This window comes from Robertmurraya beringensis, from assembly GCF_042433785.1.
GTDB classification, from domain to species: domain Bacteria; phylum Bacillota; class Bacilli; order Bacillales; family Cytobacillaceae; genus Robertmurraya_A; species Robertmurraya_A beringensis.
In genome coordinates, this window is sequence record NZ_JBHLUU010000122.1 from 70,648 (window position 1) to 95,675 (window position 25,028).

The following is a 25,028-nucleotide window of genomic DNA, read 5'->3' on the forward strand; positions in this document are numbered from 1 at the left end:
TTACTATTAATATAGGGGAAGACAATGATGGCAACGTATTTACAACTTTGGCAAAAAGCACTACAAATAGAGATTTCATATTTGAAAAAGTACGGTAGCACAAGGTATCGCCTTACTCATGGCTACGCGATTAACGAGAGGGAACCTTTTATTTATTATTTTAATACGGCATCAACTACAACGAGTATTCCAATTGGGTCTAAAGTAACATTATGGTGGGGAGAGCGAAAAATAGCTGGTCGAGTTTTATCATCAGAAGGGAAAAGTATGATGATAGAACTTGAACAATATATCGGAGCTGTCTTAAGTGAACTCATGCTCCAATATGATCCATGGGAACTTTTAGACGAATTAATTAATCGACTTCAAGACATTCGTTCAAGCAAGAAGAAAAGGGCAAGGATTCAAAAAATGATGGAGCCAAGTATGGTACCGCTGCATCCGATTGAAAAAATAAAAACGAATGTACATGAGCTTGTGCTCAGGTCAAAATATAATCCGATTACCTTTGTTTGGGGTCCTCCTGGAACTGGAAAAACCTATACACTTGCAAGGGTTGTTGCCAATAAATATTTAAAAGGGAAAAAGGTGCTTGTGTTATCTCAGAGTAACCAAGCTGTGGATGTGTTAATGTTAGAGCTCCTGCGATTTGTTGACAAACAAAATAAGCTCCAGGTTGGAGAGCTTCTTCGATATGGATCACAAGTAAGTGAAATATTACAGGATACTCCTTTAACTATTGATTATTTATTAAAAAAACATCACCCTGAACTTTCAGAGCAAAGAGAAGAAATGAGAACGGAGAGGCATTTACTAAAAAAAGATTTAGTAGGTTCTTTCTCTGCAAGAGACTCTCAAACACTTTTAGAAGTAGAAAAAAAGTTAGTTCAGGTTTTAGATAAAATTCGTACGAAAGAAATGATGTTTGTAAAAGATGCGGAGGTAATTGGTACTACGCTCGCAAAAGCTGCCTCAGACCCCGCTATTTATGAAAAGGAATATGATCTGGTTATTATAGACGAGGTAAGTATGGCATATATCCCGCAAGTTGCATTCGCAGTTTCTCTAGGGAAAAGAAGCATTGTTTGCGGTGACTTTAAACAGCTACCACCTATTGCACATGCCAATCACCTGCTAGTAAATGAATGGTTAAAAGAGGATGTGTTTCATAAGTCTGGAGTTGTAAACGGGTTGAAAGAGGGGGCGTTGCATCCTCATTTATTTTTATTATCGGAACAAAGGAGAATGCATCCCGATATCTCAGCATTCACTAACCAATTTGTTTATTTGGGTCTTGTAAAAGATTACAAAAGTATGTACACCATAAGAGAGCCAATCGCAAATAGAGCTCCATTTCCAAAGATGGCATCGATTTTATTAGACACGAGTCATATGGGGGAGTACTGTATGCGTTCCACTTCTGGGTCGCGATTTAATTTGTTACAGGTTTTGCTCTCATTTCAGGTCATTCATGAATTATATATGGGTGGTTCTAAAAATATAGGGTATACGACTCCTTACCGTGCTCAAGCAGAACTAATGGATACACTGTTGCAAGATTTATACAATCAGCAGCTTCAGAAGGGGGAGATTCTATCTGCAACGGTACACAAATTTCAAGGAAGTGAAAGGGAAGTAATGGTTTTTGATACGGTTGATTCCTTTCCTGAAAGTAGACCGAGCATGTTATTAACCGGGAAAGAGAGTGAGAGGTTAATTAATGTAGCAGTGACAAGGACAAAGGGTAAATTTGTTCATCTTGCTAACCGAAATTACATAAAACAGAAGGTATACCGAGATAAAACGTTTCGAAAGTTAGTAGAATTTCAGGAAAGTAACAAACAGCTTATTACTTCGGCACAAATAGGTACCTGGATAAAAAATCAACATGATCATATAACCTGGATGCATGCGAAAAAACTCGAGAAATTGATAAGCGATGTAAAGTCAGCCAAATCTGAAATTCTCGTTTCTCTTCCAAAAGGAAAAGAATTATCAAATGAGTGGATCCGGCATCTACAAGGCTCTTCTGTTAAGCTTATTATTAGACAAGAAGAGAAACAACCACCATTTCCTTTTGTCATGATTGATAAGAAGATACTTTGGGTTGGAGTACCTTATGACGCTACCAATGGAACATTGCCACCATTTATATCTATCCGAGTCTATTCAGAAAGGCTTTGCACCTATTTTTTATCACAGTTATAGGAATAAAAAAAGAAAAGACCCCCGTAGGAGTCTTTTCTGCGTATTGCGGCGACGAGACTACACGCCACATTCGTGTATTCCAATAAAGGAGCGTCTCTCGACTTATGCAATTCAGCTCATCGCTTCATAACTATAGCACGTCTTAACATTTATTACAAGAAAAATTTATTTATTTGCAATCAGATGCAAAATAATGCACAATAAAATAAATACCTTTAAATTGAGATATTTTAATTAAAGATAAGGGAGTGCTAATAATGGAGCAGTTATTACCTTTAAAAGGACATCATCATGTATCCGCCATAACAGCGAATGCAAAGGGAAATTATGAATTTTATACAAAAACCCTAGGTTTACGACTTGTGAAAAAAACCGTAAACCAAGATGATACGTCTGTCTATCATTTATTTTATGCAGATGAACGAGGGAATCCAGGCACCGATCTGACGTTTTTTGAAATACCTAACGCAGGTCAAACAAGATACGGTACAAATAGTATCTCAACTACTTCTCTACGTGTTCCATCAGATTCTGCGATTCAGTATTGGAAGGTAAGATTTGATTCCTTAGGTATTGAATACGAAGAACAAAACGTATACAAAAGATTATCTCTTGCATTTAAGGATTTCGAAGGGCAAAGATTGATGCTTGTATCAGATGAGAATAATCAAGGTGTTAAAGGGGGAAAACCTTGGGAGAAAAGCCCAGTTCCCGTTGAACATGCGATTATAGGATTGGGCCCTGTGATGTTGACCGTAGCAAAGCTTGAATCTACTGCTCTGATTCTATCTCGGGTTTTAGGATTTAAAGAAGTAGGAACCTATATGCTTCAAGATAAGAAAGTGACAGTATTTGAAACCGGGTTAGGAGGATCTGGAGCCGAAGTACATGTCCTTGAAGAGTCAGACCTTCCAGTGGAAAGACCAGGACGCGGAAGTGTACACCACGTAGCATTCCGAGTGGAAAATGAAGAACAATTGCGAAAGTGGGTTCAGTATTTAAAAGAGTTGCGAATTGCTAGCTCAGGATTTGTTGAAAGATACTACTTTAAGTCTTTATATTTTCGAGAGGCTAATGGAATCCTATTTGAATTAGCAACGGATGGTCCAGGTTTTGAGGGGGACGAATCATTTGAGAATCTTGGTGAACGTCTCGCTCTTCCTCCATATTTTGAAGCACAAAGAAGTAGTATTGAAGCTAAGTTAAAGCCTTTAGATACAAAAGAATAAAAGTGTTAAAAGATGTCCATAAAAAAGGGGCATCTTTTTTGATAGACAATGTTGTTTATACTGATATAATTATGTTAGCAAATGCTAGCAGATTGATAAAAAAGTACTAGGAGGAAGGTTGTAGGGATGGGAGAAGAGAAAAGAGTCCAGCTTAATGTACGAGTGACAAAAGAAACATTAGAAAAACTCGATGAAATTGTAGAGTATTATCAGCAACATACAAAAATCGGTAGAGTATATAAAGGTGATGTGCTTACTGATATTATTGATAAATCTTATGAGGTAATGAACAAGCAAAAGAAAAATATTAGAAAAATATAAAAAACTTCGAGTCGTGAACTCGAAGTTTTTATATTGAATTAAAAAATCATATTAAGAACAAAATAGCAAAGTGCTGCAATAGTTGCTGAAATAGGTAAGGTAATCACCCAAGTAATTAACATTCTTTGAGCTGTACCCCATTTTACACCCTTCAGACGGTGAGAAGCACCCACTCCTAGAATAGAAGACGAAATAACATGTGTAGTACTTACTGGTAGGTGAATATAAGTAGCACCAAAAATGATCATTGCTCCAGTTAAGTCAGCTGCTACTCCATTAACAGGTCTAATTTTCATGATTTTTCCACCAACTGTCTTGATGATTTTCCAACCACCAACACTTGTTCCTAATCCCATGGCTAACGCACAGGAAAATTGAACCCAGAAAGGGATATCTGTAGAAGTAGTAAACCCGTTGGCAATCAATGCCATCGTAATAATCCCCATCGCTTTTTGAGCGTCATTTGTTCCATGTGTATAAGCTTGAAGAGCAGCTGTGAAAATCTGAAAAGTACGAAAGTTTCTATTCGTCTTCGTTAGGTTATTGTGTTTAAATATCACCTTAAATAGGCTATAAACGATAAATCCAGCTACAAATGCAATAATAGGAGAAAAAAGTAATGCCTGCAAGATTTTTAAGAATCCGGTATAATTCAGCGAAGTGAAACCTGCAGCTGCAATGGCTGCACCCGCAATTGATCCAATAATGGCATGTGATGAACTACTCGGAATTCCATAGTACCAAGTTAATAAGTTCCAGAAAATCGCTGCAATTAAAGCAGCTAATATGACAAGCTCACCGTTTTGTAATGTAAAGGGATCGACAATATCCTTTGTTATCGTTTTTGCAACCCCGGTGAATGTCATCGCACCTACAAAGTTCATGACCGCAGCGAGGATGATTGCATGCCTTGGCTTTAACGCTTTAGTTGAAACTGATGTGGCAATTGCATTTGCTGTATCATGGAATCCATTAATAAAGTCAAACGCCAGTGCACCGATTACTATCAAAATGGTTATCACAAATAATGCATCCATATTAAAACGTCCCCTTATGCATTTTTCATGATGATGGTTTCAAGTGTGTTTGCCACGCCTTGACAGCTATCAGCAATCTCTTCAAGTTCTTCGTAAATTTCTTTGTATTGAATCACACGAATTGGATCTTTTTCTACTGAAAATAAATGCTTGATTGACTGACGAAGGATTCCATCACATTTTGACTCATAGTCTTTAATTTTGATCGCATGTTCACGAATCGATGGAAGCTTTTTTGTTGAAAGCAGTTCAACCGATTGCTGAATTTCAATCGCACAGTTTCTGATAGCCTCTACAAACTTCACCATAAATTCGTCAGCTTGAGTGATATTGTACATTTCAAACATAGCTGCACAATGCTCAATTCCATCGATTACATCATCCATACTCATAGCTAAAGCAAGGATATCTTCGCGCTCAATTGGAGTAATAAAAGCGTTATTTAATTCTTTTATTACTTCGTGTACATATGTATCTCCTTTAGTTTCATAATCCTTTAATGTTTCGGAGAATATTTTTAGATCGCTCACATTTTTTAACTTGTAATCAGCGAAATAATCTGCACCATCTTTAAGGTTTTGTGCAATGCTGCTTAACAAAGTATTAAATTTGTCTTTCTTCTTGAAAACCATTATGTAACCTCCAGTTATATATCACTTCATCCAAACGAGATTAATTTTATACGAAAACTATTAAATAGGAAAGAATTTTGTCGAAAAAATACATGTTTTTTCACAATTCGTTCATTTTTTCTACAATATCAAGTTTGCTGAACTGAATAATTGATTTTCATACCCTCGTATTCTTTGTAATTAGTCTCTCTAAAAACACAAAAAAAAACACATCTTAGATGCTAAGAGCTGTGTTGGGTGGAAGAACGGAAAAGACTTTGTAGAATCCAGTGTTTTTTCTTTCTTCGGGGTTTTATATTTATAGGTTGTTCAGAAGGAGTAACAAGGGTTGAAGGAGATACTTGCTGAGCTTCTAATTCACGAATTCTTTCTTCAAGTTTTTCGAGGGTAGCTTGCATTTCTTCCATTTCTCTTCGATGTTGGAGTATCTGATATTCCACGACCTGGTCCGCCTTTGACTGTACAATGGACTCTAGACATTTAATACGATTAAGAAGAACCGAATCTTCATCATCCATGGATGTATGAACAGTGCCTCTTCGTAAATAGTCTTTACCAGCTGAAATCTCAGTGTAAACGAGTAAAGCTTCGTTTTGTTGCTCTTTATAGGTTATTAAAAGGTCAACGTCTTCTTGCCGGTAAGTGAAATGACCCATCTCATTTTTCTCTAAGTTAAGTTTTAATTGTTTTACCCAACGTTTTACGGTACTTGAAGAAACACCTAATTGTTTTGCAACCGAACTCGTATTCATATTCATATTCTCAACTCCTTTATAGTAATGTTCGTCTTTAAAAATTGAATTCCTATCTCGGCGACAAAACTTCTTTTAATTCGTCAAAAGAAGTGCAATTTTTTAAAACAAAAAGCAGAAGGTCACGGCCTTCTGCTTCACTTATTTTCGTCTATTTGCATATTCTTCAACCATTTCCTTGGTTACAAGTTTTCGAGGTGGAAGATTTTCAATTTTTTTAGAAAGTTTGTTCATTTCAATTGTAATAGAGTTAATGTTGTCGGTAGTGAAGGGAAGGCCTCTTTCGAAAAGAGATAATGCTTCCTCTATGTAGAATTCCCGTTCCCGGTCAAGATTTGCGTAATGGGTTAAAATAGCGTTTAATTTTTTCGCATGATCAGATAATGCTTTATGTACACTCACAGAAATTCGCCCCTTTTGTTATTAAAAATGGTGCCTGCAAAGCAGACACCAACTCCCTCCGTCCGTACATGGTTAAGTGTCCCGCAACAAGCGAATGTTCGGAGGGAGCAACATAATCATAGCATCTTTTTTGAAAGGAAGCAAAGGTCAATAACAGGATAAAAAGCCATAGGATTTAAAACAATATGAATTAATGGTATGGTTAATTGATTAGTCGGTTATTTGGAGGGTGAAAAATGCTATTACAAAAAATACATGATGAAAGTATTGTACATACAAAAATGAAGATCCATCAAGATATTGAGTCATTTTTTGAGCAACAGGAAGAGAGGCCTACCTTTGAGGAGTATTTACGTGCAAGAGGTCATTATTTGGATCAAATATGGGTAAATGTTTGGCTTACAAGAGTGTCTAACCAGGTTCCCCGAGTAGATAAGAGAGATTTTTTACAGGACCGTGGGATTGAAACAGAGGGAATGGCTAGAAAAATGATTGACCACCTGTTCCGAACAGAGGTCAGAGATTATGAACCATTTAAAGTAACAGACTGGCTAGAGGAGACGTACGCTCAGGAATACGAAAAATGGGATGATTTGTACAATCATACGATGGAGCAAGTACAAAAAAGAGAAGAAGTGACTCAGAAATTAATAAAAAAGGAATCAGTTCTAGAAGCGATAAAGGAAAAGGCTTCGGATGTATTTTTAAGCGGCTATCAAAGTATTTATTTGTATATAAGATATTTAATTGGTTTACAAATGAAAGCAGACCTTCAATCTAAGCCTAGATATAAAAGGCTCGATACATATGCGCTTGAAGAGAAGCTTGAAATAGAAGGCAACTTTGATGAGCTTCATGAACAGTCCCTTTCTTATTTTTTAGATGAGCTAACAGGGGATATCCAGAAAACAAATTATGATGGCAGGTTTTATTATGAATATGAAACCTACGGAGACTTATACAGTGCCTTTGTTTGGAAAAATCTTATATCTCTTGCTCCATCAAAAGTAATGACTAATCTTGATGATGAAACGAAAAATGATTATATCCAGTTAACCGGGCAAGCACTTTCGAAATCAAAGATGAAGGAGCTTGTGGAAGAAGAGCTTGAGTCTCTATTTTCTAAAATGGTTTCTGAATTAGAAAATGAATATATTGATCACTTGTTACAAGCAGTGGATACACCTTATGATCTTGATTTTCATAGCAAATTATATGAAGAACAAAAAGCAGAAAGAGAGAAACGGAAAGCCGAAGAGGAGGCTGAACGACAAAGAAAGATTGAAGAAGAAGAACGGATGATGGACGATATATTTGGTAGGGAATATGGAGTGATCTATGATCCAAATGTTGAATATGTCATCCATGTAGGAGAAACAAATACAGGTAAAACACATCATGCTCTTGAAAGAATGAAAAGAGCAACAAGCGGACTCTACCTTGGACCACTTAGACTTCTTGCACTTGAGGTTTACGATAAATTAAATGCGGAAGGCATACCTTGTTCATTAAAAACAGGAGAAGAAGAGAAATTGACTCCAGGAGCAAGCCACATTGCTTCAACCGTTGAAATGTTCCATGAAAAAGATCGATATGATTGTATTGTCATTGATGAAGCTCAAATGATTACTGATAAGGATAGAGGATTTTCATGGTTTAAGGCGATTACGAAGGCAAGGGCTCGGGAAGTTCATATCATAGGCAGCAGAAATTCAAAAAATATGATTTTGCAATTACTAGGAGAATCAAAAACGGAAATTCATGAATATAAACGAGACATCCCACTTGAGGTGGAGGGTAATGAATTTTCCATCAAACATGTACGAAAGGGAGATGCATTAATTTGTTTTTCTCGACGAAGAGTGTTAGAAACGGCATCAAGACTTCAAAATGATCGTCATTCAGTCAGTGTGATTTATGGTAGCATGCCTCCTGAGACAAGAAAGAAACAAATTCAACAGTTCATTGAAGGAAAGTCAAAGGTCATCGTATCAACGGATGCAATTGGGATGGGTCTTAATTTACCAATACGTCGAATTGTATTTTTAGAAAATGAGAAATTTGATGGCACAAGAAGAAGGCTTTTAACTTCACAGGAAATTAAGCAAATTGCAGGGAGGGCAGGCAGAAAAGGTATTTATGATGTTGGTAAAGTGGCATTTACTAAGGATATCCGGCTTATGAGAAGGAAACTAGAACAAGAAGATGAACCTGTTCATACTTTTGCGATTGCACCTACAAGCGGTGTGTTAGAAAGGTTTCAAACGTATTATCGTGACCTTGGTACATTTTTTGAATTATGGGATCGCTTTAAAAATCCAAGGGGGACGGAAAAGGCAAGCTTAGCTGAAGAGCGGGAGCTTTACGAAATCGTAAAGGGAACTGAAATTGAAGCACGTCTTTCTTTACAGGATTTATATGGATTTTTACATCTTCCGTTTGCTTCAAGGGAGCATGCTTTAATTCAGCAATGGTATGAGACCATTTTTGCAATCATTAATAACGAAGACCTGCCAGAGCCAAATATTAAAAAGCGAACTTTGGAGGACCTCGAGTTATCGTATAAGAAATTAGGATTACATTTATTGTTTTTATATCGCTTAGATCGGAGAACGGAGGCAATTTATTGGGAAAGAGTAAGGGATGAGTTGAGTGACGAGGTCCATGAAAAGCTTCAAACAGATGTTGGTTCTTTTGCAAAAAGATGCCGTAGTTGTGGACGTCATTTGCCCTGGAATTATGATTTTCCAATTTGTGACCAATGCCATGCAGCACGCTATAAACGGTCATAGTGATTATTTTGTATAACGATTCGCGTAGCTGGAGGCAACAAAGGAGTCAGGTTTGATCTTAGGTTCAAAACCCATGGATTCGATTCTTGTGACCATTTCTTCTACGTATTCACGGGTTTTGTTTCGCTGTCCTGAACCGATATCAATATGTCCTTCCATTGTAAATGAGGCACCATGGTATATATGGGGGAGAACGATATCGATCAGACGATTTTTATGCGCTTCGGTAAAAAGGGAGACAATTCTTTCGGTAAGAGTCGTTTCATAGGAAATCCGCTCATGGAGCTGTTTCATTTCCCTAGGTTCTACAACCTTTCGAATACAGGCCCAGGCACCTTTACCGATGTTTTGAATAACAACTCCACTAATAAAAAGGGTACGATTATGATGAACCTGAGAGTCTGTTCCAACCATTAGTCGGTAGTTTCCACTGGGGTGAAGCTGCATAAACGTAATTATTCTTTCAAATATATCTTCAAATGACATGTGATTTTCTTGAAGGTTTTGAAACAGAAATATGTCCTTTTGATTGTGAGACAAACCGCCACCTACTTTCGCATGCTCTTAGAAAAGTATATGGCTTATACTCGAGGAAGTTGTCATCTTTCTTTTTCTATAAATATTTAGGATAAAAATGGTCAAGGTTCCTATGAAGGGGTCCTTGGCTTTTTTTGTTAAAATAAGCGATATAAAGGGAATGGGGGACATTTATGATCGGTAAAAAAATAGCCATTGTTACAGGTGCATCAAGTGGTTTTGGCATGCTAACAAGTATTGAGCTAGCTAAGCAGAATTATTATGTAGTTGCGACAATGAGGAATGTAGATAAAAGGTTTGCTTTACTAGAGAGGGTAGGAGAAGCAAAGGTTGCAAAACTTGTAGAGGTCTTTTCTTTGGATGTAACAAATGATCATTCTTTACTAGTATTTAAAGAGAAACTTAGAGAGCTTGGACGAGTAGATGTGTTGGTCAATAATGCAGGTTATGCTGGCGCTGGGTTTTCTGAAGAGATACCGATCAATGAGTATCGACAGCAGTTTGAAACGAATGTGTTCGGAGCAGAAATCTCTCAACAATCCTCGACTAAGCTAAGGTACCCAATTGGGAAAGGGGTAAAGTTTACTTTGTTCATAAAAAGCTGTTTTCCATGGAGGCTTTGGGAGCGTATGGTAATGAAAAAAATAGAGTAGATTTACATAGATTGAATTTCTGTAACATATATTAGTAGGACTGAAACGATTCATAAAGGAGCAGAGATATTGTACCAGAATAAAATTAAAGTGATCGTCTTAAGTCTACTATTTACAGGGGTTTTACCTGCTCTCACTGCTACTGCTCCTCATGTAAAAGCAAATACTCAAGGCTCTGTTCTTAGTCAGCAATTGGATTCATTTATTAATGAAGAGCCACTATTAACCGGAGCGATAGTAGGTGTTAGTATTAGAAACCAACAAACAGGTGAAGTAATATATGATCATCTGGGATCAACAAGACTTCGGCCTGCTTCCAATTTAAAGTTAATCACAGCGGCTAGTGCCTTAGAAGTACTGGGAGAAAACTATACCTTCTCTACTAAACTTTTTGTAAATGGAAGGATTGAAAAAGGAGTGCTAAAGGGTGATGTAATTATACAGGGGGGTGGGGACCCTACCCTACAGCAATCTGATTTACAAGCTTTTGCTCAAAGCCTCAAAGAGATCGGAATAAAAAGTATTGGTGGACAGATCCTTGGAGACGATACAAGGTATGATGACATTCGTTATTCCATTGATATGCCATGGAGTGATGAAGAAGCCTATTATGGCGCAGAAATATCTGCATTAACTTTATCGCCTGATCAGGATTATGATGCGGGTACAGTAGCACTAGAAGTAAAGCCTGCAAAAAAGGTAGGAGAAAAAGTAAGCTTTACGATGAGGCCAGAAAATACATATGTTCAGGTTGTAAATGAAGCAATAACAAGCGCAAAAGATAGTAAAGAGGATCTTACGTTCACTAGAGATCACTCTACCAATACGATCACGATTTCTGGTCAGATTCCTCAAGGTGCTACAAGTGAAAGTGAGTGGATAGCGGTTTTTGATGCTAGTAAGTATGTTGTACATGTTTTTGATGAGGAGTTAAAAAAAGTGGGTATCCAAGTGGATAAAGGATTCCGCCTAGGAGTGACACCAAGTAATGCGCGTTTAATTGACGAGCACAAATCGATCTCACTAAGAGAGTTATTAGTGCCTTTTATGAAGCTTAGCAATAATGGACACGGTGAGCTATTGGTGAAGGAAATGGGGAAGTATAAAAAAGGAACGGGTAGTTTTGAAGCAGGATTAGCTGTTATGAATGAGAAGCTAACCCCATATGGAATGGACTTTACCAACCAAGTGATAAGAGATGGTTCAGGGATTTCTCATGTGAATTTAGTACAACCGAATGAACTCACGAAGCTGTTGTTCTCTATACAAACAAAGAGCTGGTTTCCAAGCTATTATGGTGCCTTGCCAGTAGCTGGAGCAAAGGAAAAACTGGTAGGTGGAACATTACGGTATCGGATGAATCAAGAACCTTTAGTAGGGAATGTTGTGGCAAAAACCGGAACATTAACGACAGTAAGCTCCATATCCGGTTATGTAAAAACGAAATCAAAGGGCAACATGATATTTTCTATTCTAATAAATAATGTGATGGATGAAGAAAAAGCAAAAAAAGTAGAAGACCGAATGATAGCAATATTAGCGAATCAATAAAGAACCTAGGGAAGGAGCCCTAGGTTCTATTCCTTTTCTTTGGGTTGAAACTTTAATAACTTCATTAACTTTTCTGTTGAGGCTTTAATAGTGTAAAAGTGAGGATGGTTTTCATCATCCCAAATGAGGATATATGGCTCTTCCTCCTCATATGAGAAAATAAGAACAGCCTCATTGACAAAATCATTGAACCATTCATTTTTAACCGTGACGGGTGGATCTAGAGGTATCTTGACCATTACACCTTTTTTGGGGAGTGGATCAAGATTTGTGTACACGCCTGAAATACTTTTAATGATCTTTTCTGTTTCCTTTTGAATATCAGAAGTTGCCGGACTCTCCTGGACGACTTTTCCTTCTTCGATATCAAAAATCTCAACTGGTTTTTGCTCGGCAAAACTAGCAAGTGGAGCTAGAAGGAAAAATACGAAACCAATAACTAGAGTTTTTATTTTCATCATGCATCACCTCATAACTATTATTCCCAATTTAACCGAAATTTTGCTAAAATAAAAGAAGTTGAAAAAGGAGGCATTCTTGATGAATATTATTCATGCACATTTAAAAATAAAGTCAGAAAAACGTGAAGAATTTTTGGAAGTGGTTAAGCCGTTGGTTGAGGGTTCGCAAGCGGAAGAGGGAAATATTCGTTATGAACTATATGAGTTAACCACTGATACTAATACATTTGTCGTATTAGAGGAATGGAAAGACATGGATGCGATTAAGTTTCATAATGAAACTCCGCACTATAAAGACTGGGGGAAGGTAAGCTCAACCTATCTTGCGGCTCCACCTGTTGTGTCTGTTTTTGAAGCAACTAAAAAAAATTAATATTTAATGAAAAACAATCATGTAATTGGTTGTTTTTTTTTTGTTTGGGGAAGTTAAGAAGAATGGAGGAAAGGTGAAAACATGAAGATGTTATGTATTGATGGTGGAGGAATTCGAGGGGTATTTGCAGTTGCTATTCTTCAGGAATTAGAAAAGGATATAGGAATGAGCATTCGAGATTCCATTGACCTTGTTGCGGGTACAAGTACAGGCTCAATCATAGCTGCTTCCATTGCTGTAAAAAGGGAAATGGATGAACTCCTCGAAGGGTACCGCCACTATGGAAGAAGAATTTTCAAACGGAAAGCAAGAATAGGCTTGTTTCGCAGTATTTATAGTGATCGAGATCTACGCCGCTTTATACAAAAAGCATTCAAGGAGAAATCTCTTGCTGAAGTAGGAATTCCACTTTTAATTCCTGCAGTCAATGTAACGGAAGGGAAACCATATGTTCATCGTTCGCATTATGCTGTTCATGAGAAAGGCGAAAATGATCATATTAAGCTTTGGGATGCTGTATTATCCTCATGTTCTGCTCCTATCTACTTTCCACCTAACAATATTAATAATGAAGTCATTACCATTGATGGAGGTCTCTGGGCCAACAATCCGTCACTCGTATGTATTACGGAAGCCATAAACCATTACGAATTAGAAATGGGACAAATAAAAATATTGTCAATTGGACTTGGTCAACAAAAAATCAATTTTAATTCTAAAAAATCTCATTTATGGGGCATAAAGCATTGGATGCCTTTCCGGTTACATACGATGACCTTTACACCAAAGCTTTTGGACCTTGCCCTCCATTTATCATCGGAATCCATCTCATATCAGTGTCAACATTTACTTGGAGATAACTACTTACGATTAAATACGGATTTAGGTAAGGAAGTTCCTTTTGACCAAGTAGAGACAATTGACTGGCTTATTGAATTAGGTCGGCAAGTATATAAAGAGAAAAAACAGGAAATTCTGGGATTTTTACAAAACTAAAAATAAGGATGCAGAAACGTGCATCCTTTTTTCATTTTGGACAGACGATTTAAATTATAGTAAAATGAGCCTCAGATTTAAATAGAGGAGAAAAATAGATGAAGTTTATATCTTGGAATGTGAATGGTTTAAGAGCTTGTGTTAAAAAAGGCTTTTTAGACTATTTTAATGAAATGAATGCAGATTTCTTTTCGTTACAAGAAACGAAGCTGCAAGAAGGTCAAATTGATTTACAGTTAGACGGTTATTATCAATTTTGGAATTATGCAGAAAAAAAAGGTTACTCAGGCACAGCTATCTTCACAAAACATAAACCACTCTCTGTTTCATATGGTGTGGGTGAACATGAATCGCAGTCAGAAGGGCGAATTATTACCCTTGAGTATGAAAATTTCTACGTAGTAAATGTGTATACACCAAATTCACAACGTGATTTAGCTAGATTGCCCCTCCGTTTGCAATGGGAAGATGAATTATCTGACTACTTAACTCATCTAGATAAGAAAAAACCGGTTATCTATTGTGGGGATTTAAATGTGGCCCATGAAGAGATTGATTTAAAAAATCCAAAGAGCAATATCGGAAACTCTGGTTTTACGATAGAAGAAAGAGGTAAGATGTCCAACCTACTAAGCTCTGGCTTTGTGGACTCCTTCCGCTATTTATATCCAGAACAAAAAGATACGTATACTTGGTGGTCATATATGAGTAAGGTCCGAGAAAGGAACATCGGATGGCGTATTGATTATTTCATTTTATCAAATAGGATTGCTCCGAATTTAATAGACTCACAGATTCATTGCGATGTCATGGGAAGTGACCACTGCCCGGTATGTATTGAAGTGAGTTTGTAAAAACTGAATATAGCAATTACTTTAGGAGGATTCTCTCATGTTAAAAGAATCATTACAGAATTTAATTAAAAATCAAAGCAAAGTTGAATTGTATCCAGAGGAATACGATTTTGTCATAAACAATGGACTAACCAACTCTGATACGGAAGTTGTCAAAATTGATGGGAAATCTAGATTTCACGATGCATATATGGAACGCTCAAATAAGGAAACAGAAGAATTTCTGGGAGAGGAAAATGCGAACTTCTTAAATGAGCCGATTACGTATTTTAAGGAACATATGAATGAGTTTCTTTATATGGAATCGAAATGGTTTACGTTAATTGGAATCGATGCGATTTCCTTTGAAGTTGACGACTTATTTAAAACATACGATGTGATGCTCGGTCTAAAAATTCAAAAGAAGTATTCCTCAAAGCTTAGAGACTATTTTACGGAACACTCAGAAGATCCTGAAGAACCTGTAGACTTAATGTTTGACGCGCAAGAAGGCATTTGGAATATCAATTTTTCCCTACATACACTTCCAGGTTTTCGTGAGGATATGACCGTTGCGGAGGCTTACCAATTGGTATACTCATTTATCTTTTCATTTGTTCAAACGATTTAATTTAATGAAATATTAATTAGTCAAGAACATAGGATAGAGAGTACATGCTTACCCACTTAGGAGGAAATAAAATGAAGCTGTTAAAATGGATTTGTATGGTTGCCCTAGCTTTTGTAGTGGTCAGTTCAAATCAAATGGTTTATGCCTCAACTGATTCAAATGATGAGGAAAGTATTAATGAAAAATTTGGTCTTCCGATTGTTGTATATGGTGAAGCCTTGTCCGACAGTCAGAAAGCAGAGGTAAGAGACCTGCTTGAGATAAAAGATACTAGTAAAGTAACAGAAATTACTGTAACAGGGGAAGACCTTGTTTATTATATTGATGGAGATAAAAACTCAAATATGTACTCCTCCGCAAAGATTACACGTAAGGATAAAGGAGAAGGCCTGGTTATTAACCAAGTTACACCAGAAAACATTACAGAAGTAACGAGTGAAATGTATGCCAATGCTCTATTAACTGCGGGAATTGAGGACGCAATTGTAGATGTAGCATCACCTGTTAAGGTAAGTGGACACTCTGCTCTAGTTGGTATTTATAAAGCATACGACGAGGGTAAAGGGACAGAGTTGAATCAAGAACGTACGGAAGTAGCGAATGAAGAACTAACGCTAGCTACAGATCTAGCAAAAAAAGAAGGGCTCGATGAAGATAAGGTAAGTGAGCTGCTAACAGAAATAAAAAAAGAAATTGCCGAACAAAAACCAGCAACAAAGGAAGAATTGGAGCAATTGATTGACGAGAAGCTCCAAACCTTAAATGTTCAATTAACTGCAGAAGATCGCCAGCTACTAATTGACCTTTTTGAAAAAATGCGTAATCTCAATATTAATTTTGATAATGTTCAATCACAGCTAGAAGATCTATCAAAGGATATCCAAAATCGTATTGAGAATGCAATTAGTGAAAATAAAGGGTTTTTGGACACCATAGCTAATTTCTTTAAGTCGTTTATTGATAGTTTGAAGAGCTTGTTTTCATAAATTTTGAATCCCACTATGGTGGGATTTTTTCATGTGAGCAGAATGATTTACAGCGAAATGTGGGAGGGGTACAATTAACGAATCACAAGAGCGTTTAATTACGGTTTCTTGTTGCAAACTATGGTTCATATGCAAGTAAATTATGTTGTAGGTGGGGTTTCTATGAAGATTGAAGTATGGTCAGATTTCGTTTGTCCATTTTGTTATATTGGAAAAAGAAGATTAGAGGAAGCGATTAATCAATTTCAACATAAAGACCAAGTAGAGGTAGAGTTTAAAGCATTCGAATTGGATCCTAACTCGCCGTTAGATCCAACTATGAAAATTCATGAGGCATTGGCTAAGAAATATGGAATGAATGTGGAAGAAGCGAAACGAGCAAATGAAAACATGGCGAAGCAAGCAGCTTCTGTCGGCTTACAATTTCGCTTTGACGATATGATGCCAAGTAATACCTTTGATGCTCACCGTTTAGCTAAGTATGCTCAGACGGTAGGAAAAGAAAAGGAACTGACTGAAAAGCTTTTGTATGCTTATTTTACGGAGAACAAACAGTTATCTAAAAAAGACGTATTAGTAGAAATTGCTGAAAGTGTGGGTATTGGAAGAGTGGAAGTAATGAAAGTATTAGACGATAACACTCTTTATGCGAATGATGTTCGTATCGATGAAACGATGGCACAGCAGTACAAAATAACAGGCGTACCATTCTTTGTTGTGAATAATAAATATGGTATTTCCGGAGCACAGCCTTTGGAAACATTTAAAAATGCGTTAGAAAAGGTTTGGGAAGAGGAGAACGCTATTAGCCCGCTTCAAAATCTGTCTTCAGATGAGGCGGGAGTTTGTACAGATGATTCTTGTGAGATTCCAGAGAAGTAAATGGATATAAGGAGTGAGGAAATTGAAGTTAGAAGGGAAAAAAATCATCCAGTTGGTTAGCAATGACTTCGAGGACTTAGAATTATGGTATCCTGTTTTGCGACTTCGTGAAGAAGGGGCCATCGTTGATATTGTAGGAGAAAAAGCTGGAGAAACGTATATCGGGAAATATGGAGTTCCTATTAAATCAGATCGGGCCTTTGCAGATATTAACCCAGACGATTACGATGCCATTCTTGTTCCAGGTGGATGGTCACCGGATTTATTAAGAAGATTTGAATCGATTCTCAGCATGGTTCGTTCTATGGATCAGGCAGAAAAACCGATTGGCCAAATCTGTCACGCAGGATGGGTATTAATCTCTGCAAAAATCTTATCAGGCCGAAAGGTAACAAGTACTCCGGGAATTAAAGATGATATGATCAATGCGGGAGCTGAGTGGGTGGATGTTCCAGTTATCGTGGATGGACATATAATCTCTAGTCGCCGTCCACCAGATTTACCTGACTATATGAGAGAATTTATAGCTGTTTTAGCTAGTAAATAGTCACCACTCATTACAGACTTAGTAAAAGGTCTCGGGAGCATGAGCTCTTGGGACCTTTTGTCTGTTTTCTTTAATATCAATATTTGGAGATAGGTTGGAATGGGGGAGCTGAATTGAAGTTTAGGACCTTAGAATTCCAGAAATTAGTAGAATGAGGGAACAAAAATTAGATTTAGTGCCTTCGGATTCCAAAAATTAGTAGAATGAGGGAAAAAATTAGATTTAGTGCCTTCAGATTCCAGAAATTAGTGGAATGAGGGAACAAAAATTAGATTTAATGCCTTCAGATTCAAGGTATTAGTAAGGAGAACTAAATTAAATTTTATCCCATTTAGTTGGAGCGGAGGATGGTGACTCGGACCTGCCTGCCGAAATATCTCCGTATCACAACGCACATCTAACCGGTCAGTTTTTACTATTGCTAATATTAATGATCTGAATCTTTTTAAACATTGCCCCGTATATAAGATAAGTTAAAAGCAGTAAGGGGGAGTTCTGGTGAACCAAAAGAAACTGTATTTTTCCGATTCATTCTTTTCTACAGGGAAGACAGATATTTTAACGGAAGAGGAAGAAAAGATTGGAGAGATTGATCTTAAAAGTATGTTTTCTTCGTCTGTAGATATTTTGAATGGAAAACATGAAGTTTTAGTGAGTGGAAAATTCCCGATGCTAAGTATCCATTGGAGAATATTAGATCAAGAAGGTACTGAGTTAGGAAAGTTAAAGGAGAAATTTGCTTTCTTCTCAAAAAAATATTTGTATGAGGCATATGATCGGGACACGTTTTTCATCGACTCTGAATTGTTTTCAAAGGACTATGTGATCAAACGAGAGTCAGACGAAACAGTGATTGCGACATTTAAAAAAGTAAGTGGCATCTTTTCATCTGCCGCTTACGAATTAGACAATCTCTCTAATACGTTAACTTCACCAGAATTAATAGCTGTTATCATGGGTGTAAACGCTATGCAAAAGCGTAATAACTCATCAAATGCCGCAACATAATCTAGAGTTCGCTTACAAAGGTTGCTAATTATAGGCAACCTTCTTTTCATTTCGTAAAGATATGATACTATATAGAAAAAGCTGGTAAGAAAATGAGGTTTGATTCGTGTTTAAAAAACCAATATCAAAAAGAAATTGGGGAATATCGCCATATATTTGGAGCGTTATCAGCATACTCCCTTTTTATTTTATCTTTCAATCATCATCCACTCCTGAAATTGTTGCAGGAATCATACTGACTGTTATATTTTTCATTACCTTACGATTTGCGTTTTTATCAAAACGATGGCCTGTCTACTTATGGACGATGATATTAATCAGTATTTCTATTACTATGGCTATTCTTTTTTCGTTTGTGTACTTTGCTTTTTACATAGCTTATTACAACGGTAATATTAAAAAACGTGTTGCATTTATGACTTTATACGTCATTCATCTTGTCGCAACCACGTTTGCAATCAATTACAATGTGGTTTTACAAGATCCTCAGTTTATAAGACAGCTACCATTTGTCATTATCATCTGGATAAGTGTTATTTTATTACCTTTTAATATATATAATCGTAAGAAGCAAGAGGTGCTTGAAGAAAAGTTGGAGGATGCGAACAAGCGGATTGCCGAATTGGTGAAACAAGAGGAAAGGCAACGGATTGCTCGAGATTTACATGATACATTGGGACAAAAACTTTCTCTCATTGGCTTAAAAAGTGACTTAGCTCGAAGATTGATCGCGAAGGATCCTGAACAGGCCAAGGATGAGTTAAAGGATGTACAGCAAACGGCAAGAACCGCATTAAACGAGGTGCGACAATTAGTATCACAAATGAGAGGGATTCGGCTCGACGAAGAAATTGTACTCGTTAGACAAATATTGAAAGCGGCAGATATTGAGTTTATCTTTAGCCAAGGAAAAACAGTTACTAATATATCGCTTTTTCTTGAAAATATTTTAAGTATGTGTATTAAGGAAGCAATAACGAATGTTGTGAAGCATAGTCAGGCGAATGTCGTTCAGCTGACGATAAAACAATCATCAAAAGACCTAACGATCATCGTTCAAGACGATGGAATTGGTATTTGGCAAAAACAAAGCGAATCATCTGGGCATGGATTAGTGGGGATGAGAGAACGTCTTGATTTTGTTAATGGAAGTCTCAAAATCATCGGTGATGGTGGAACCAAGCTAATTATGAAGGTGCCTCTTGTACAGGTCGCAAAGGAGGAAAATTCAGTATGATTAAAATCGTTATAGCAGAGGACCAGCGTATGCTGTTAGGAGCCTTAGGATCTCTATTAAGTCTAGAGGATGATATGGAAGTAATCGGCAAGGCGAATAATGGAAACGAAGCGGTTTCCCTTGTGAAACAATTACAACCTGATATATGTATCATGGATATTGAAATGCCTGAAAAGACAGGGCTTGAAGCGGCTGAAGAGCTAAAGGGTGGAAACTGTAAAGTAATTATTCTAACTACCTTTGCACGTTCAGGCTATTTCCAGCGAGCACTAAAAGCGGGAGTAAGAGGGTATCTCTTAAAGGATAGTCCAAGTGAAGAATTGGCAAGTTCAATTAGAAATATTGTAGAAGGCAAGCGAATTTATGCACCTGAACTAATGGATGATCTTTATACTGAGGAAAATCCTCTAACGGAAAGAGAGCGCGAGGTTCTTGAGCTTGTTGCGGAAGGAAGGAATACGAAGGAAATCGCTGAGCAGTTAAACATTAAAACAGGAACGGTTCGAAATTACATATCAGCCATTTTGGAGAAACTTGAGGTTACGAACAGAATTGAAGCCATAACACAATCGAAAGAAAAGGGCTGGTTTAAGTAAAACTCTTATACATGCCCACCTGCTCTACCATAGGATAATTTCCTATGGTTTTTATTTTTTATTGAAAATTGGTCATATACCCTTAACACATCAAGAAGTATCGTGACATAACCTATATTAAAAAGGTAGGAGGGATTAAGATGAGTAATAAAGAAGAATTTGAAAAAATTTCCAAACAAAGTATGGATTTATTAATTAATGCTACGTTAAAAAGACATGGCATAAATCTTAATACAAAGCCACAGCTTTCAGATGAAGATAGAGCAGAATTAAAAAGTTTAATTGAAGGACTTAAGCAAAACGTGGAGTCTCTAACGAATATTACAAAAAAGTAAAGGGTAAAAGTGGTTGTGACAAGCAACCACTTTTTCTAGTTTAATACCTAAAAAAATAACTAGTCTATAGTCCATTTTTCTATAAATATAGTCTTTTGCCCTGACAGACCGGGTCAAACTTACATATACCAATAGTGTAATAACTAAAACCATTAAGGAGGAAATCATATATGGGTTCAAGAGTATGGAAAGGCGAAGCCCCAGTTCTTGCTGACAATAGAGGCGGCTACGCATACGACGCACCTCAAAAATTTAATGCATTAGATCCTAATTGCGCACATCCTTGGGATTTCTGCTCAGGTGATGAAACACAGGAAGCTGATCAAACAACTAAAAGCGTGCAAGCATCCTACGAGTCAATCGTAATTAAAGATTCTTGTGATGTGGAAGTAATCACTACTGACACGCAAGCAGCCATCAATCTTCAAGTAGCTCTTCAAGCTGCTATTCAACTAGTGATTAGCATCTCAATCGCTAGTAGCGAACAAGCTGAAGTATTAACACAAGAATTAACGCAAAAATTAATCAATAAGCAAGTCAATCGTCAACAAACGTATATCGAAAACTCTCGTGGCGTAAAAGTAACGACTACTGACACAGATTTAGCTGTTAACGTACAAGTGCTTCTACAAGTTCTACTAGCTCTAGTTGCTAGATTAGACATCCTATAATCATGAGAGAAAAACAAGGAGCTAAATAATAGCTCCTTGTTTCTTTATTTATCTCACTCCAGCAGCCTTTTCGACTTGGACTTGGTGGGAAGAATCAGGTTTGCCATCCACATGTCTTGTACTACCTGAAAAGTACACATCAAAGTGACCCGTAATTCCGTTGTCCATAATGTATTCTCGTTCATGTGGGTAAAAGCTCATACTTGCGGCCAGTTTTCTTCCGTCTACCTCAACAATGACAGCTCGTGGAGTCCAGGAATAGCCTCCCCAAATGTTTTTTGCGGTATTTGAATCGGTTACTGTAATCGTCTCACTATCTGCGTGATTAGCGCCAATCGTCCGTTTTATATTAAATGATTTGCCTGTAGCAACATCTGTTACCTTTGCTACTTTGCCAATTGTAAATACATATTGAGCTTCCGTCCACCAATTTAATAACTCACCATGACTCGGACTGACGGTCTCTTTTACAGGTATATTATGAACGGGGATTCGCAACTCTTGACCAATCGAGAGCATACTTGAGGTGGTTAACCCATTCGCTTGTAAAAGTTCTGCCTGTGGAATTCCGTATTTTATACTTAGACTCCAAATCGAATCACCAGCTTGAATTTTATGCGTGGTAAAGCTAACTGTGCTGATCGGAGTGGAAGTTGCTTTATCACTAATCCGTAATACTTGACCAATTCGTAATACATCACTAACTAATTGGTTACGAGATCTTAGTTCATCAACTGTTAATCCAAACTTTAGTGCGATAGAATACAGATTATCCCCACTTACAACTGTATATGTGTCAGGGAGCGATGGGGTAGATGAGATCGGTCCTGAAGTTGGAGCTTCCGATTGTGTTGAAGGAATCGTTAATACTTGTCCCAAACTTAATACGTCGCTTGATAGCTGATTATTCTTTTTTAGTGTATCCACTGTAGTATGATATTTTTTAGCTAGGCTATAAAGTGTATCTCCAGCAACAACCGTGTGGGTGACAGTGGTAGGTTTGGCTGTGGTTTCCGAAATAGTAGGAGTTTGTGCTATTTCAAGAATAGCTGGAATAATTAGTTTTTGATTTATGGATAGTGTTGTGGATGACATTTGATTGGCTTCTTTTATGCTATCAACTGTTATATTGTATTTTTTCGATAAACTATATAATGTATCTCCAGCTTGGACCGTATGGATCGCTTTTGGAATAACAAGCTTTTGTCCGATCGTTAATGTGTCAGAGGATAGCTTATTCGCACTTTTAATAAGATCCACAGAGGTCCCAAATTTTTTGCTTAATCCCCACAATGTATCACCAGGAGAAACGGAGTAAAAGAAGTTAGAATTTGTCTGCTCAATAGAAGTATTAGCAAAGGCGCGATCAGCTGCTATTGGCAAGGTGCTCATTACGAAACCACCTAACACAACCTTGACAACTGTAATTCTGATCGAAGGATAACGATTTTTTATTAAAAGAGTTGCTTGCTTCATAATATCAGTGCGGATGGATGACTTTGTGCCAAGTTCCTGTGAAAACTCAGTTAAAGTATCGTCCAAGTAAAGAATGAGTTCATATGCTCCGTTATGATTTTGGAGTAACTTATGCCTGATAAAATTGTCCATTCAAATACCTCCTAGAAAGACTACCTAGGAGGTATTTTCCACAGTAAAAAATTTGTTATGCATAAATGATCTTATTCACTGAATTCTATAAATATTTTCGTTGATAATTACTAATTGTAACAAGAGGCCAAATGTAGTTATAACTATGATAATGAATATAAAAACCACCAGGCAAACCGGCCCCTGTTGGATACTCAATCGTCCAATTTGTTTTTTCAAATGATGATAAGAGAAATTCCATTCCAAGCTCTATTTCTTTTGTTGGTTTATCATAATAATGTATCAGTGCGTCAAGAGCCCAAGCGGTTTGTGAAGGGGTACTAGCATAAAGCGGCGTATATTTCATTTTCATGTCACTTGAGCATGATTCACCCCATCCGCCATTATTGTTTTGAATGGAATTCAACCAATTGATCGCTCGTTCGATGGAAGGATCGGACCGATTAACTCCGCAAGCTAATAATCCGGTAACGGCTGCCCAAGTACCATAAATATAGCAAATTCCCCAACGACCATACCATGAGCCATCCTCAAGTTGATGCTTCTTTAGCCAATGTATTCCTTTTTTAATTGTGGCCGAATTTCTATCAATATTCGTGTATTCTCCTAGAAAATGAAGTGTCCTACCAGTCAAATCAGCAGTGGATGGGTCAAAAAGAACTCGATCCTGGTATCGGAAAGGGATAAAAGAGAGCCACTTGTTTGTGATATTTTTTTCAAAAGCAGCCCACCCTCCGTCCTTGTTCTGCATGGAAATTACCCAGTTTACTCCTTTTTTCCAAGCGGTTGAAGGAGTTTTTTTTGCAATAGTGGAAGGCGCAAGGGCACGTAAGGCAGCGGTCGTATCATCTATATCTGGGACCATCGTGTTGATTGGAGAAAAACCCCAACCACCCGGTGGAGTGTCTGGACAATTTATCACCCAATCACCAAAGGTAGTATGTTGGTGATTTAATAAATATTGAGTGGAGCTTGCTATCATTGTATCCGAATCCTTTACACCTGCGATATGCAAGGCACTGCTAATTAGTGCAGTATCCCAAACCGTAGATGGTGAGTTTTCAATATAATAGAGGTCTTTCTCTTCAAAGAGAAAAGATTTCATCCCCTCAATGGCATTTTTAATAAGGTGATGATCTTTTTTGTATCCGAGTGCTAATAGGGAGTAAATCATAAAAAAGGTAGAGCTAAAATAGCTAAATAGTGTACCATTCGACTCTATTCTTTCAAGCATGTAAGCTTCACCTTTATGAAAAGACTCTTCATGAATTTGTTGGGGTATTTTTGCTAGTTTTATAGCTTCTGATTTAATTTTTGAGAGTAATTTCATTGAGCGTTCGTCGATTTGTGACGGATCTTCTTCTCTATCTATATTCAAGTCTTCTAGAGAAGGGCATTGAGGGTGAATATTCATAAAATTTTTATTTGAACAAATGATAATCGGGACCCAATGAGCTCTAGCATAGCCAACGATTTCAAATATAGAAATGGGCGACGGTAGTGTCAAAAGTTCTATGAAAACTATGTAAAGTATTAGATCACTTCCATTGGGGGGACGTGAGGCCCCGCAATCGCTCTTGACAAACAGTCGAAAAAGGTTGCGATAAAAGTATCAAGGGCGAAGGGAACAAAAGTAGGCATGACAAATAACCCTTGACCATTACCAATTTTAACCTTTTTCTCCATTCGGTTTGTCAAGAGTTCGCTTCGCCGATTACTGAATAGCCCAAGGGGCTCAGCTAAACAAAAA

Annotated in this window: 27 protein-coding genes; 18 read left to right on the forward strand and 9 right to left on the reverse strand. The window is 37.2% G+C overall.

Annotation, left to right across the window (positions count from 1 at the left end; genetic code table 11):
* Positions 1–24 precede the first annotated feature (24 nt).
* The 3 genes from ACFFHF_RS20280 (at position 25) to ACFFHF_RS20290 (ending at position 3,758) form a co-directional block, all read left to right on the forward strand.
* Positions 25–2,208: an AAA domain-containing protein gene (locus ACFFHF_RS20280; protein WP_377058913.1), complete on the forward strand. Its 2,184-nt coding sequence runs from the start codon at positions 25–27 to the stop codon at positions 2,206–2,208.
* Between the two features lie 257 nt (positions 2,209–2,465).
* Entirely contained in the window at positions 2,466–3,437 is a 972-nt protein-coding gene (locus tag ACFFHF_RS20285; RefSeq protein WP_160547068.1) for a VOC family protein, read from the forward strand.
* Positions 3,438–3,563: 126 nt separating this feature from the next.
* Positions 3,564–3,758, forward strand: a complete 195-nt coding sequence (locus ACFFHF_RS20290; RefSeq protein WP_160547069.1) for a hypothetical protein — start codon at positions 3,564–3,566, stop codon at positions 3,756–3,758.
* A gap of 38 nt (positions 3,759–3,796) precedes the next feature.
* On the opposite strand, the gene ACFFHF_RS20295 is transcribed toward ACFFHF_RS20290, so the two are convergent.
* From ACFFHF_RS20295 to ACFFHF_RS20310, 4 genes are all read right to left on the reverse strand, one after another.
* Entirely contained in the window at positions 3,797–4,795 is a 999-nt protein-coding gene (locus tag ACFFHF_RS20295; protein WP_160547070.1) for an inorganic phosphate transporter, read from the reverse strand.
* Positions 4,796–4,809: 14 nt separating this feature from the next.
* Positions 4,810–5,427, reverse strand: a complete 618-nt coding sequence (locus ACFFHF_RS20300; protein WP_377058914.1) for a DUF47 domain-containing protein — start codon at positions 5,425–5,427, stop codon at positions 4,810–4,812.
* A 221-nt stretch (positions 5,428–5,648) separates the two neighbouring features.
* Positions 5,649–6,185, reverse strand: a complete 537-nt coding sequence (locus tag ACFFHF_RS20305; RefSeq protein WP_160547072.1) for a MerR family transcriptional regulator — start codon at positions 6,183–6,185, stop codon at positions 5,649–5,651.
* A gap of 135 nt (positions 6,186–6,320) precedes the next feature.
* Positions 6,321–6,581: a DUF2533 family protein gene (locus tag ACFFHF_RS20310; protein ID WP_340904075.1), complete on the reverse strand. Its 261-nt coding sequence runs from the start codon at positions 6,579–6,581 to the stop codon at positions 6,321–6,323.
* Positions 6,582–6,817: 236 nt separating this feature from the next.
* On the opposite strand from ACFFHF_RS20310, the gene ACFFHF_RS20315 reads away from it, so the two are divergent.
* Positions 6,818–9,373: a helicase-related protein gene (locus ACFFHF_RS20315; protein WP_377058915.1), complete on the forward strand. Its 2,556-nt coding sequence runs from the start codon at positions 6,818–6,820 to the stop codon at positions 9,371–9,373.
* Between the two features lie 3 nt (positions 9,374–9,376).
* On the opposite strand, the gene ACFFHF_RS20320 is transcribed toward ACFFHF_RS20315, so the two are convergent.
* Positions 9,377–9,859 carry a ribonuclease H-like YkuK family protein gene (locus ACFFHF_RS20320; protein ID WP_119710614.1) on the reverse strand — a complete coding sequence of 161 codons (483 nt, stop codon included), beginning with the start codon at positions 9,857–9,859 and terminating at the stop codon, positions 9,377–9,379.
* Positions 9,860–10,086: 227 nt separating this feature from the next.
* On the opposite strand from ACFFHF_RS20320, the gene ACFFHF_RS20325 reads away from it, so the two are divergent.
* Complete coding sequence (locus ACFFHF_RS20325) at positions 10,087–10,563, forward strand: SDR family NAD(P)-dependent oxidoreductase (protein WP_377058917.1); 477 nt, start codon at positions 10,087–10,089, stop codon at positions 10,561–10,563.
* 69 nt (positions 10,564–10,632) lie between these two features.
* Entirely contained in the window at positions 10,633–12,114 is a 1,482-nt protein-coding gene (gene dacB, locus ACFFHF_RS20330; protein ID WP_160547075.1) for a D-alanyl-D-alanine carboxypeptidase/D-alanyl-D-alanine endopeptidase, read from the forward strand.
* Between the two features lie 26 nt (positions 12,115–12,140).
* On the opposite strand, the gene ACFFHF_RS20335 is transcribed toward dacB, so the two are convergent.
* Positions 12,141–12,575 carry a hypothetical protein gene (locus ACFFHF_RS20335; protein ID WP_160547076.1) on the reverse strand — a complete coding sequence of 145 codons (435 nt, stop codon included), beginning with the start codon at positions 12,573–12,575 and terminating at the stop codon, positions 12,141–12,143.
* A gap of 79 nt (positions 12,576–12,654) precedes the next feature.
* Between ACFFHF_RS20335 and ACFFHF_RS20340 the strand changes: the two genes are divergently transcribed.
* The 12 genes from ACFFHF_RS20340 to ACFFHF_RS20395 all read left to right on the forward strand — a co-directional run bounded on the left by ACFFHF_RS20340 (position 12,655) and on the right by ACFFHF_RS20395 (position 21,670).
* The gene (locus ACFFHF_RS20340) at positions 12,655–12,948 is read left to right on the forward strand and encodes a putative quinol monooxygenase (RefSeq protein ID WP_160547077.1); all 294 of its coding nucleotides are present in this window, start codon (positions 12,655–12,657) and stop codon (positions 12,946–12,948) included.
* Positions 12,949–13,029: 81 nt separating this feature from the next.
* Positions 13,030–13,944: a CBASS cGAMP-activated phospholipase gene (locus ACFFHF_RS20345; RefSeq protein ID WP_160547078.1), complete on the forward strand. Its 915-nt coding sequence runs from the start codon at positions 13,030–13,032 to the stop codon at positions 13,942–13,944.
* 98 nt (positions 13,945–14,042) lie between these two features.
* The gene (locus tag ACFFHF_RS20350) at positions 14,043–14,798 is read left to right on the forward strand and encodes an exodeoxyribonuclease III (RefSeq protein WP_160547079.1); all 756 of its coding nucleotides are present in this window, start codon (positions 14,043–14,045) and stop codon (positions 14,796–14,798) included.
* A gap of 37 nt (positions 14,799–14,835) precedes the next feature.
* Positions 14,836–15,408 (forward strand): branched-chain amino acid aminotransferase, encoded by a 573-nt coding sequence (locus ACFFHF_RS20355; RefSeq protein WP_160547080.1) that lies wholly within the window; start codon positions 14,836–14,838, stop codon positions 15,406–15,408.
* A gap of 71 nt (positions 15,409–15,479) precedes the next feature.
* Positions 15,480–16,394, forward strand: a complete 915-nt coding sequence (locus ACFFHF_RS20360) for a DUF1002 domain-containing protein (protein ID WP_160547081.1) — start codon at positions 15,480–15,482, stop codon at positions 16,392–16,394.
* A 162-nt stretch (positions 16,395–16,556) separates the two neighbouring features.
* The gene (locus ACFFHF_RS20365; protein WP_160547082.1) at positions 16,557–17,276 is read left to right on the forward strand and encodes a DsbA family protein; all 720 of its coding nucleotides are present in this window, start codon (positions 16,557–16,559) and stop codon (positions 17,274–17,276) included.
* Positions 17,277–17,298: 22 nt separating this feature from the next.
* Positions 17,299–17,823 (forward strand): type 1 glutamine amidotransferase domain-containing protein, encoded by a 525-nt coding sequence (locus ACFFHF_RS20370; protein WP_160547083.1) that lies wholly within the window; start codon positions 17,299–17,301, stop codon positions 17,821–17,823.
* Positions 17,824–18,321: 498 nt separating this feature from the next.
* Entirely contained in the window at positions 18,322–18,831 is a 510-nt protein-coding gene (locus ACFFHF_RS20375; protein WP_340904067.1) for an LURP-one-related family protein, read from the forward strand.
* A 106-nt stretch (positions 18,832–18,937) separates the two neighbouring features.
* Positions 18,938–20,068: a sensor histidine kinase gene (locus tag ACFFHF_RS20380; RefSeq protein WP_340904065.1), complete on the forward strand. Its 1,131-nt coding sequence runs from the start codon at positions 18,938–18,940 to the stop codon at positions 20,066–20,068.
* Positions 20,065–20,664 (forward strand): response regulator, encoded by a 600-nt coding sequence (locus ACFFHF_RS20385; protein WP_160547084.1) that lies wholly within the window; start codon positions 20,065–20,067, stop codon positions 20,662–20,664. Before ACFFHF_RS20380 ends, ACFFHF_RS20385 begins: the two co-directional genes overlap by 4 nt.
* 140 nt (positions 20,665–20,804) lie before the next feature.
* Positions 20,805–20,999, forward strand: a complete 195-nt coding sequence (locus ACFFHF_RS20390; protein ID WP_119708635.1) for a hypothetical protein — start codon at positions 20,805–20,807, stop codon at positions 20,997–20,999.
* Between the two features lie 170 nt (positions 21,000–21,169).
* A complete protein-coding gene (locus ACFFHF_RS20395; protein WP_160547085.1) occupies positions 21,170–21,670 on the forward strand; it encodes a spore coat protein in 501 nt (166 codons plus the stop codon).
* 48 nt (positions 21,671–21,718) lie between these two features.
* On the opposite strand, the gene ACFFHF_RS20400 is transcribed toward ACFFHF_RS20395, so the two are convergent.
* From ACFFHF_RS20400 to ACFFHF_RS20410, 3 genes are all read right to left on the reverse strand, one after another.
* On the reverse strand, positions 21,719–23,278 hold the full coding sequence (locus tag ACFFHF_RS20400; RefSeq protein WP_160547086.1) for a LysM peptidoglycan-binding domain-containing protein: 1,560 nt from the start codon (positions 23,276–23,278) through the stop codon (positions 21,719–21,721).
* Between the two features lie 85 nt (positions 23,279–23,363).
* The gene (locus ACFFHF_RS20405; protein WP_340904059.1) at positions 23,364–24,785 is read right to left on the reverse strand and encodes a prenyltransferase/squalene oxidase repeat-containing protein; all 1,422 of its coding nucleotides are present in this window, start codon (positions 24,783–24,785) and stop codon (positions 23,364–23,366) included.
* Positions 24,786–24,811: 26 nt separating this feature from the next.
* A partial coding sequence (locus ACFFHF_RS20410; RefSeq protein ID WP_377058916.1) for a hypothetical protein occupies positions 24,812–25,028 on the reverse strand: 217 nt, incomplete at its 5' end.

What these genes read in the sequence shown, in the direction of transcription:
- ACFFHF_RS20400 (WP_160547086.1), bottom strand. Translation starts at nt 23,278, where the DNA reads ATGGACAATTTTATCAGGCATAAGTTACTCCAAAATCATAACGGAGCA.
- ACFFHF_RS20280 (WP_377058913.1), top strand. Translation starts at nt 25, where the DNA reads ATGATGGCAACGTATTTACAACTTTGGCAAAAAGCACTACAAATAGAG.
- ACFFHF_RS20365 (WP_160547082.1), top strand. Translation starts at nt 16,557, where the DNA reads ATGAAGATTGAAGTATGGTCAGATTTCGTTTGTCCATTTTGTTATATT.
- ACFFHF_RS20335 (WP_160547076.1), bottom strand. Translation starts at nt 12,575, where the DNA reads ATGATGAAAATAAAAACTCTAGTTATTGGTTTCGTATTTTTCCTTCTA.
- ACFFHF_RS20320 (WP_119710614.1), bottom strand. Translation starts at nt 9,859, where the DNA reads ATGTCATTTGAAGATATATTTGAAAGAATAATTACGTTTATGCAGCTT.
- ACFFHF_RS20345 (WP_160547078.1), top strand. Translation starts at nt 13,030, where the DNA reads ATGAAGATGTTATGTATTGATGGTGGAGGAATTCGAGGGGTATTTGCA.
- ACFFHF_RS20360 (WP_160547081.1), top strand. Translation starts at nt 15,480, where the DNA reads ATGAAGCTGTTAAAATGGATTTGTATGGTTGCCCTAGCTTTTGTAGTG.
- ACFFHF_RS20340 (WP_160547077.1), top strand. Translation starts at nt 12,655, where the DNA reads ATGAATATTATTCATGCACATTTAAAAATAAAGTCAGAAAAACGTGAA.
- ACFFHF_RS20395 (WP_160547085.1), top strand. Translation starts at nt 21,170, where the DNA reads ATGGGTTCAAGAGTATGGAAAGGCGAAGCCCCAGTTCTTGCTGACAAT.
- ACFFHF_RS20385 (WP_160547084.1), top strand. Translation starts at nt 20,065, where the DNA reads ATGATTAAAATCGTTATAGCAGAGGACCAGCGTATGCTGTTAGGAGCC.
- ACFFHF_RS20355 (WP_160547080.1), top strand. Translation starts at nt 14,836, where the DNA reads ATGTTAAAAGAATCATTACAGAATTTAATTAAAAATCAAAGCAAAGTT.
- ACFFHF_RS20300 (WP_377058914.1), bottom strand. Translation starts at nt 5,427, where the DNA reads ATGGTTTTCAAGAAGAAAGACAAATTTAATACTTTGTTAAGCAGCATT.
- ACFFHF_RS20290 (WP_160547069.1), top strand. Translation starts at nt 3,564, where the DNA reads ATGGGAGAAGAGAAAAGAGTCCAGCTTAATGTACGAGTGACAAAAGAA.
- ACFFHF_RS20350 (WP_160547079.1), top strand. Translation starts at nt 14,043, where the DNA reads ATGAAGTTTATATCTTGGAATGTGAATGGTTTAAGAGCTTGTGTTAAA.
- ACFFHF_RS20285 (WP_160547068.1), top strand. Translation starts at nt 2,466, where the DNA reads ATGGAGCAGTTATTACCTTTAAAAGGACATCATCATGTATCCGCCATA.
- ACFFHF_RS20390 (WP_119708635.1), top strand. Translation starts at nt 20,805, where the DNA reads ATGAGTAATAAAGAAGAATTTGAAAAAATTTCCAAACAAAGTATGGAT.
- ACFFHF_RS20305 (WP_160547072.1), bottom strand. Translation starts at nt 6,185, where the DNA reads ATGAATATGAATACGAGTTCGGTTGCAAAACAATTAGGTGTTTCTTCA.
- ACFFHF_RS20315 (WP_377058915.1), top strand. Translation starts at nt 6,818, where the DNA reads ATGCTATTACAAAAAATACATGATGAAAGTATTGTACATACAAAAATG.
- ACFFHF_RS20295 (WP_160547070.1), bottom strand. Translation starts at nt 4,795, where the DNA reads ATGGATGCATTATTTGTGATAACCATTTTGATAGTAATCGGTGCACTG.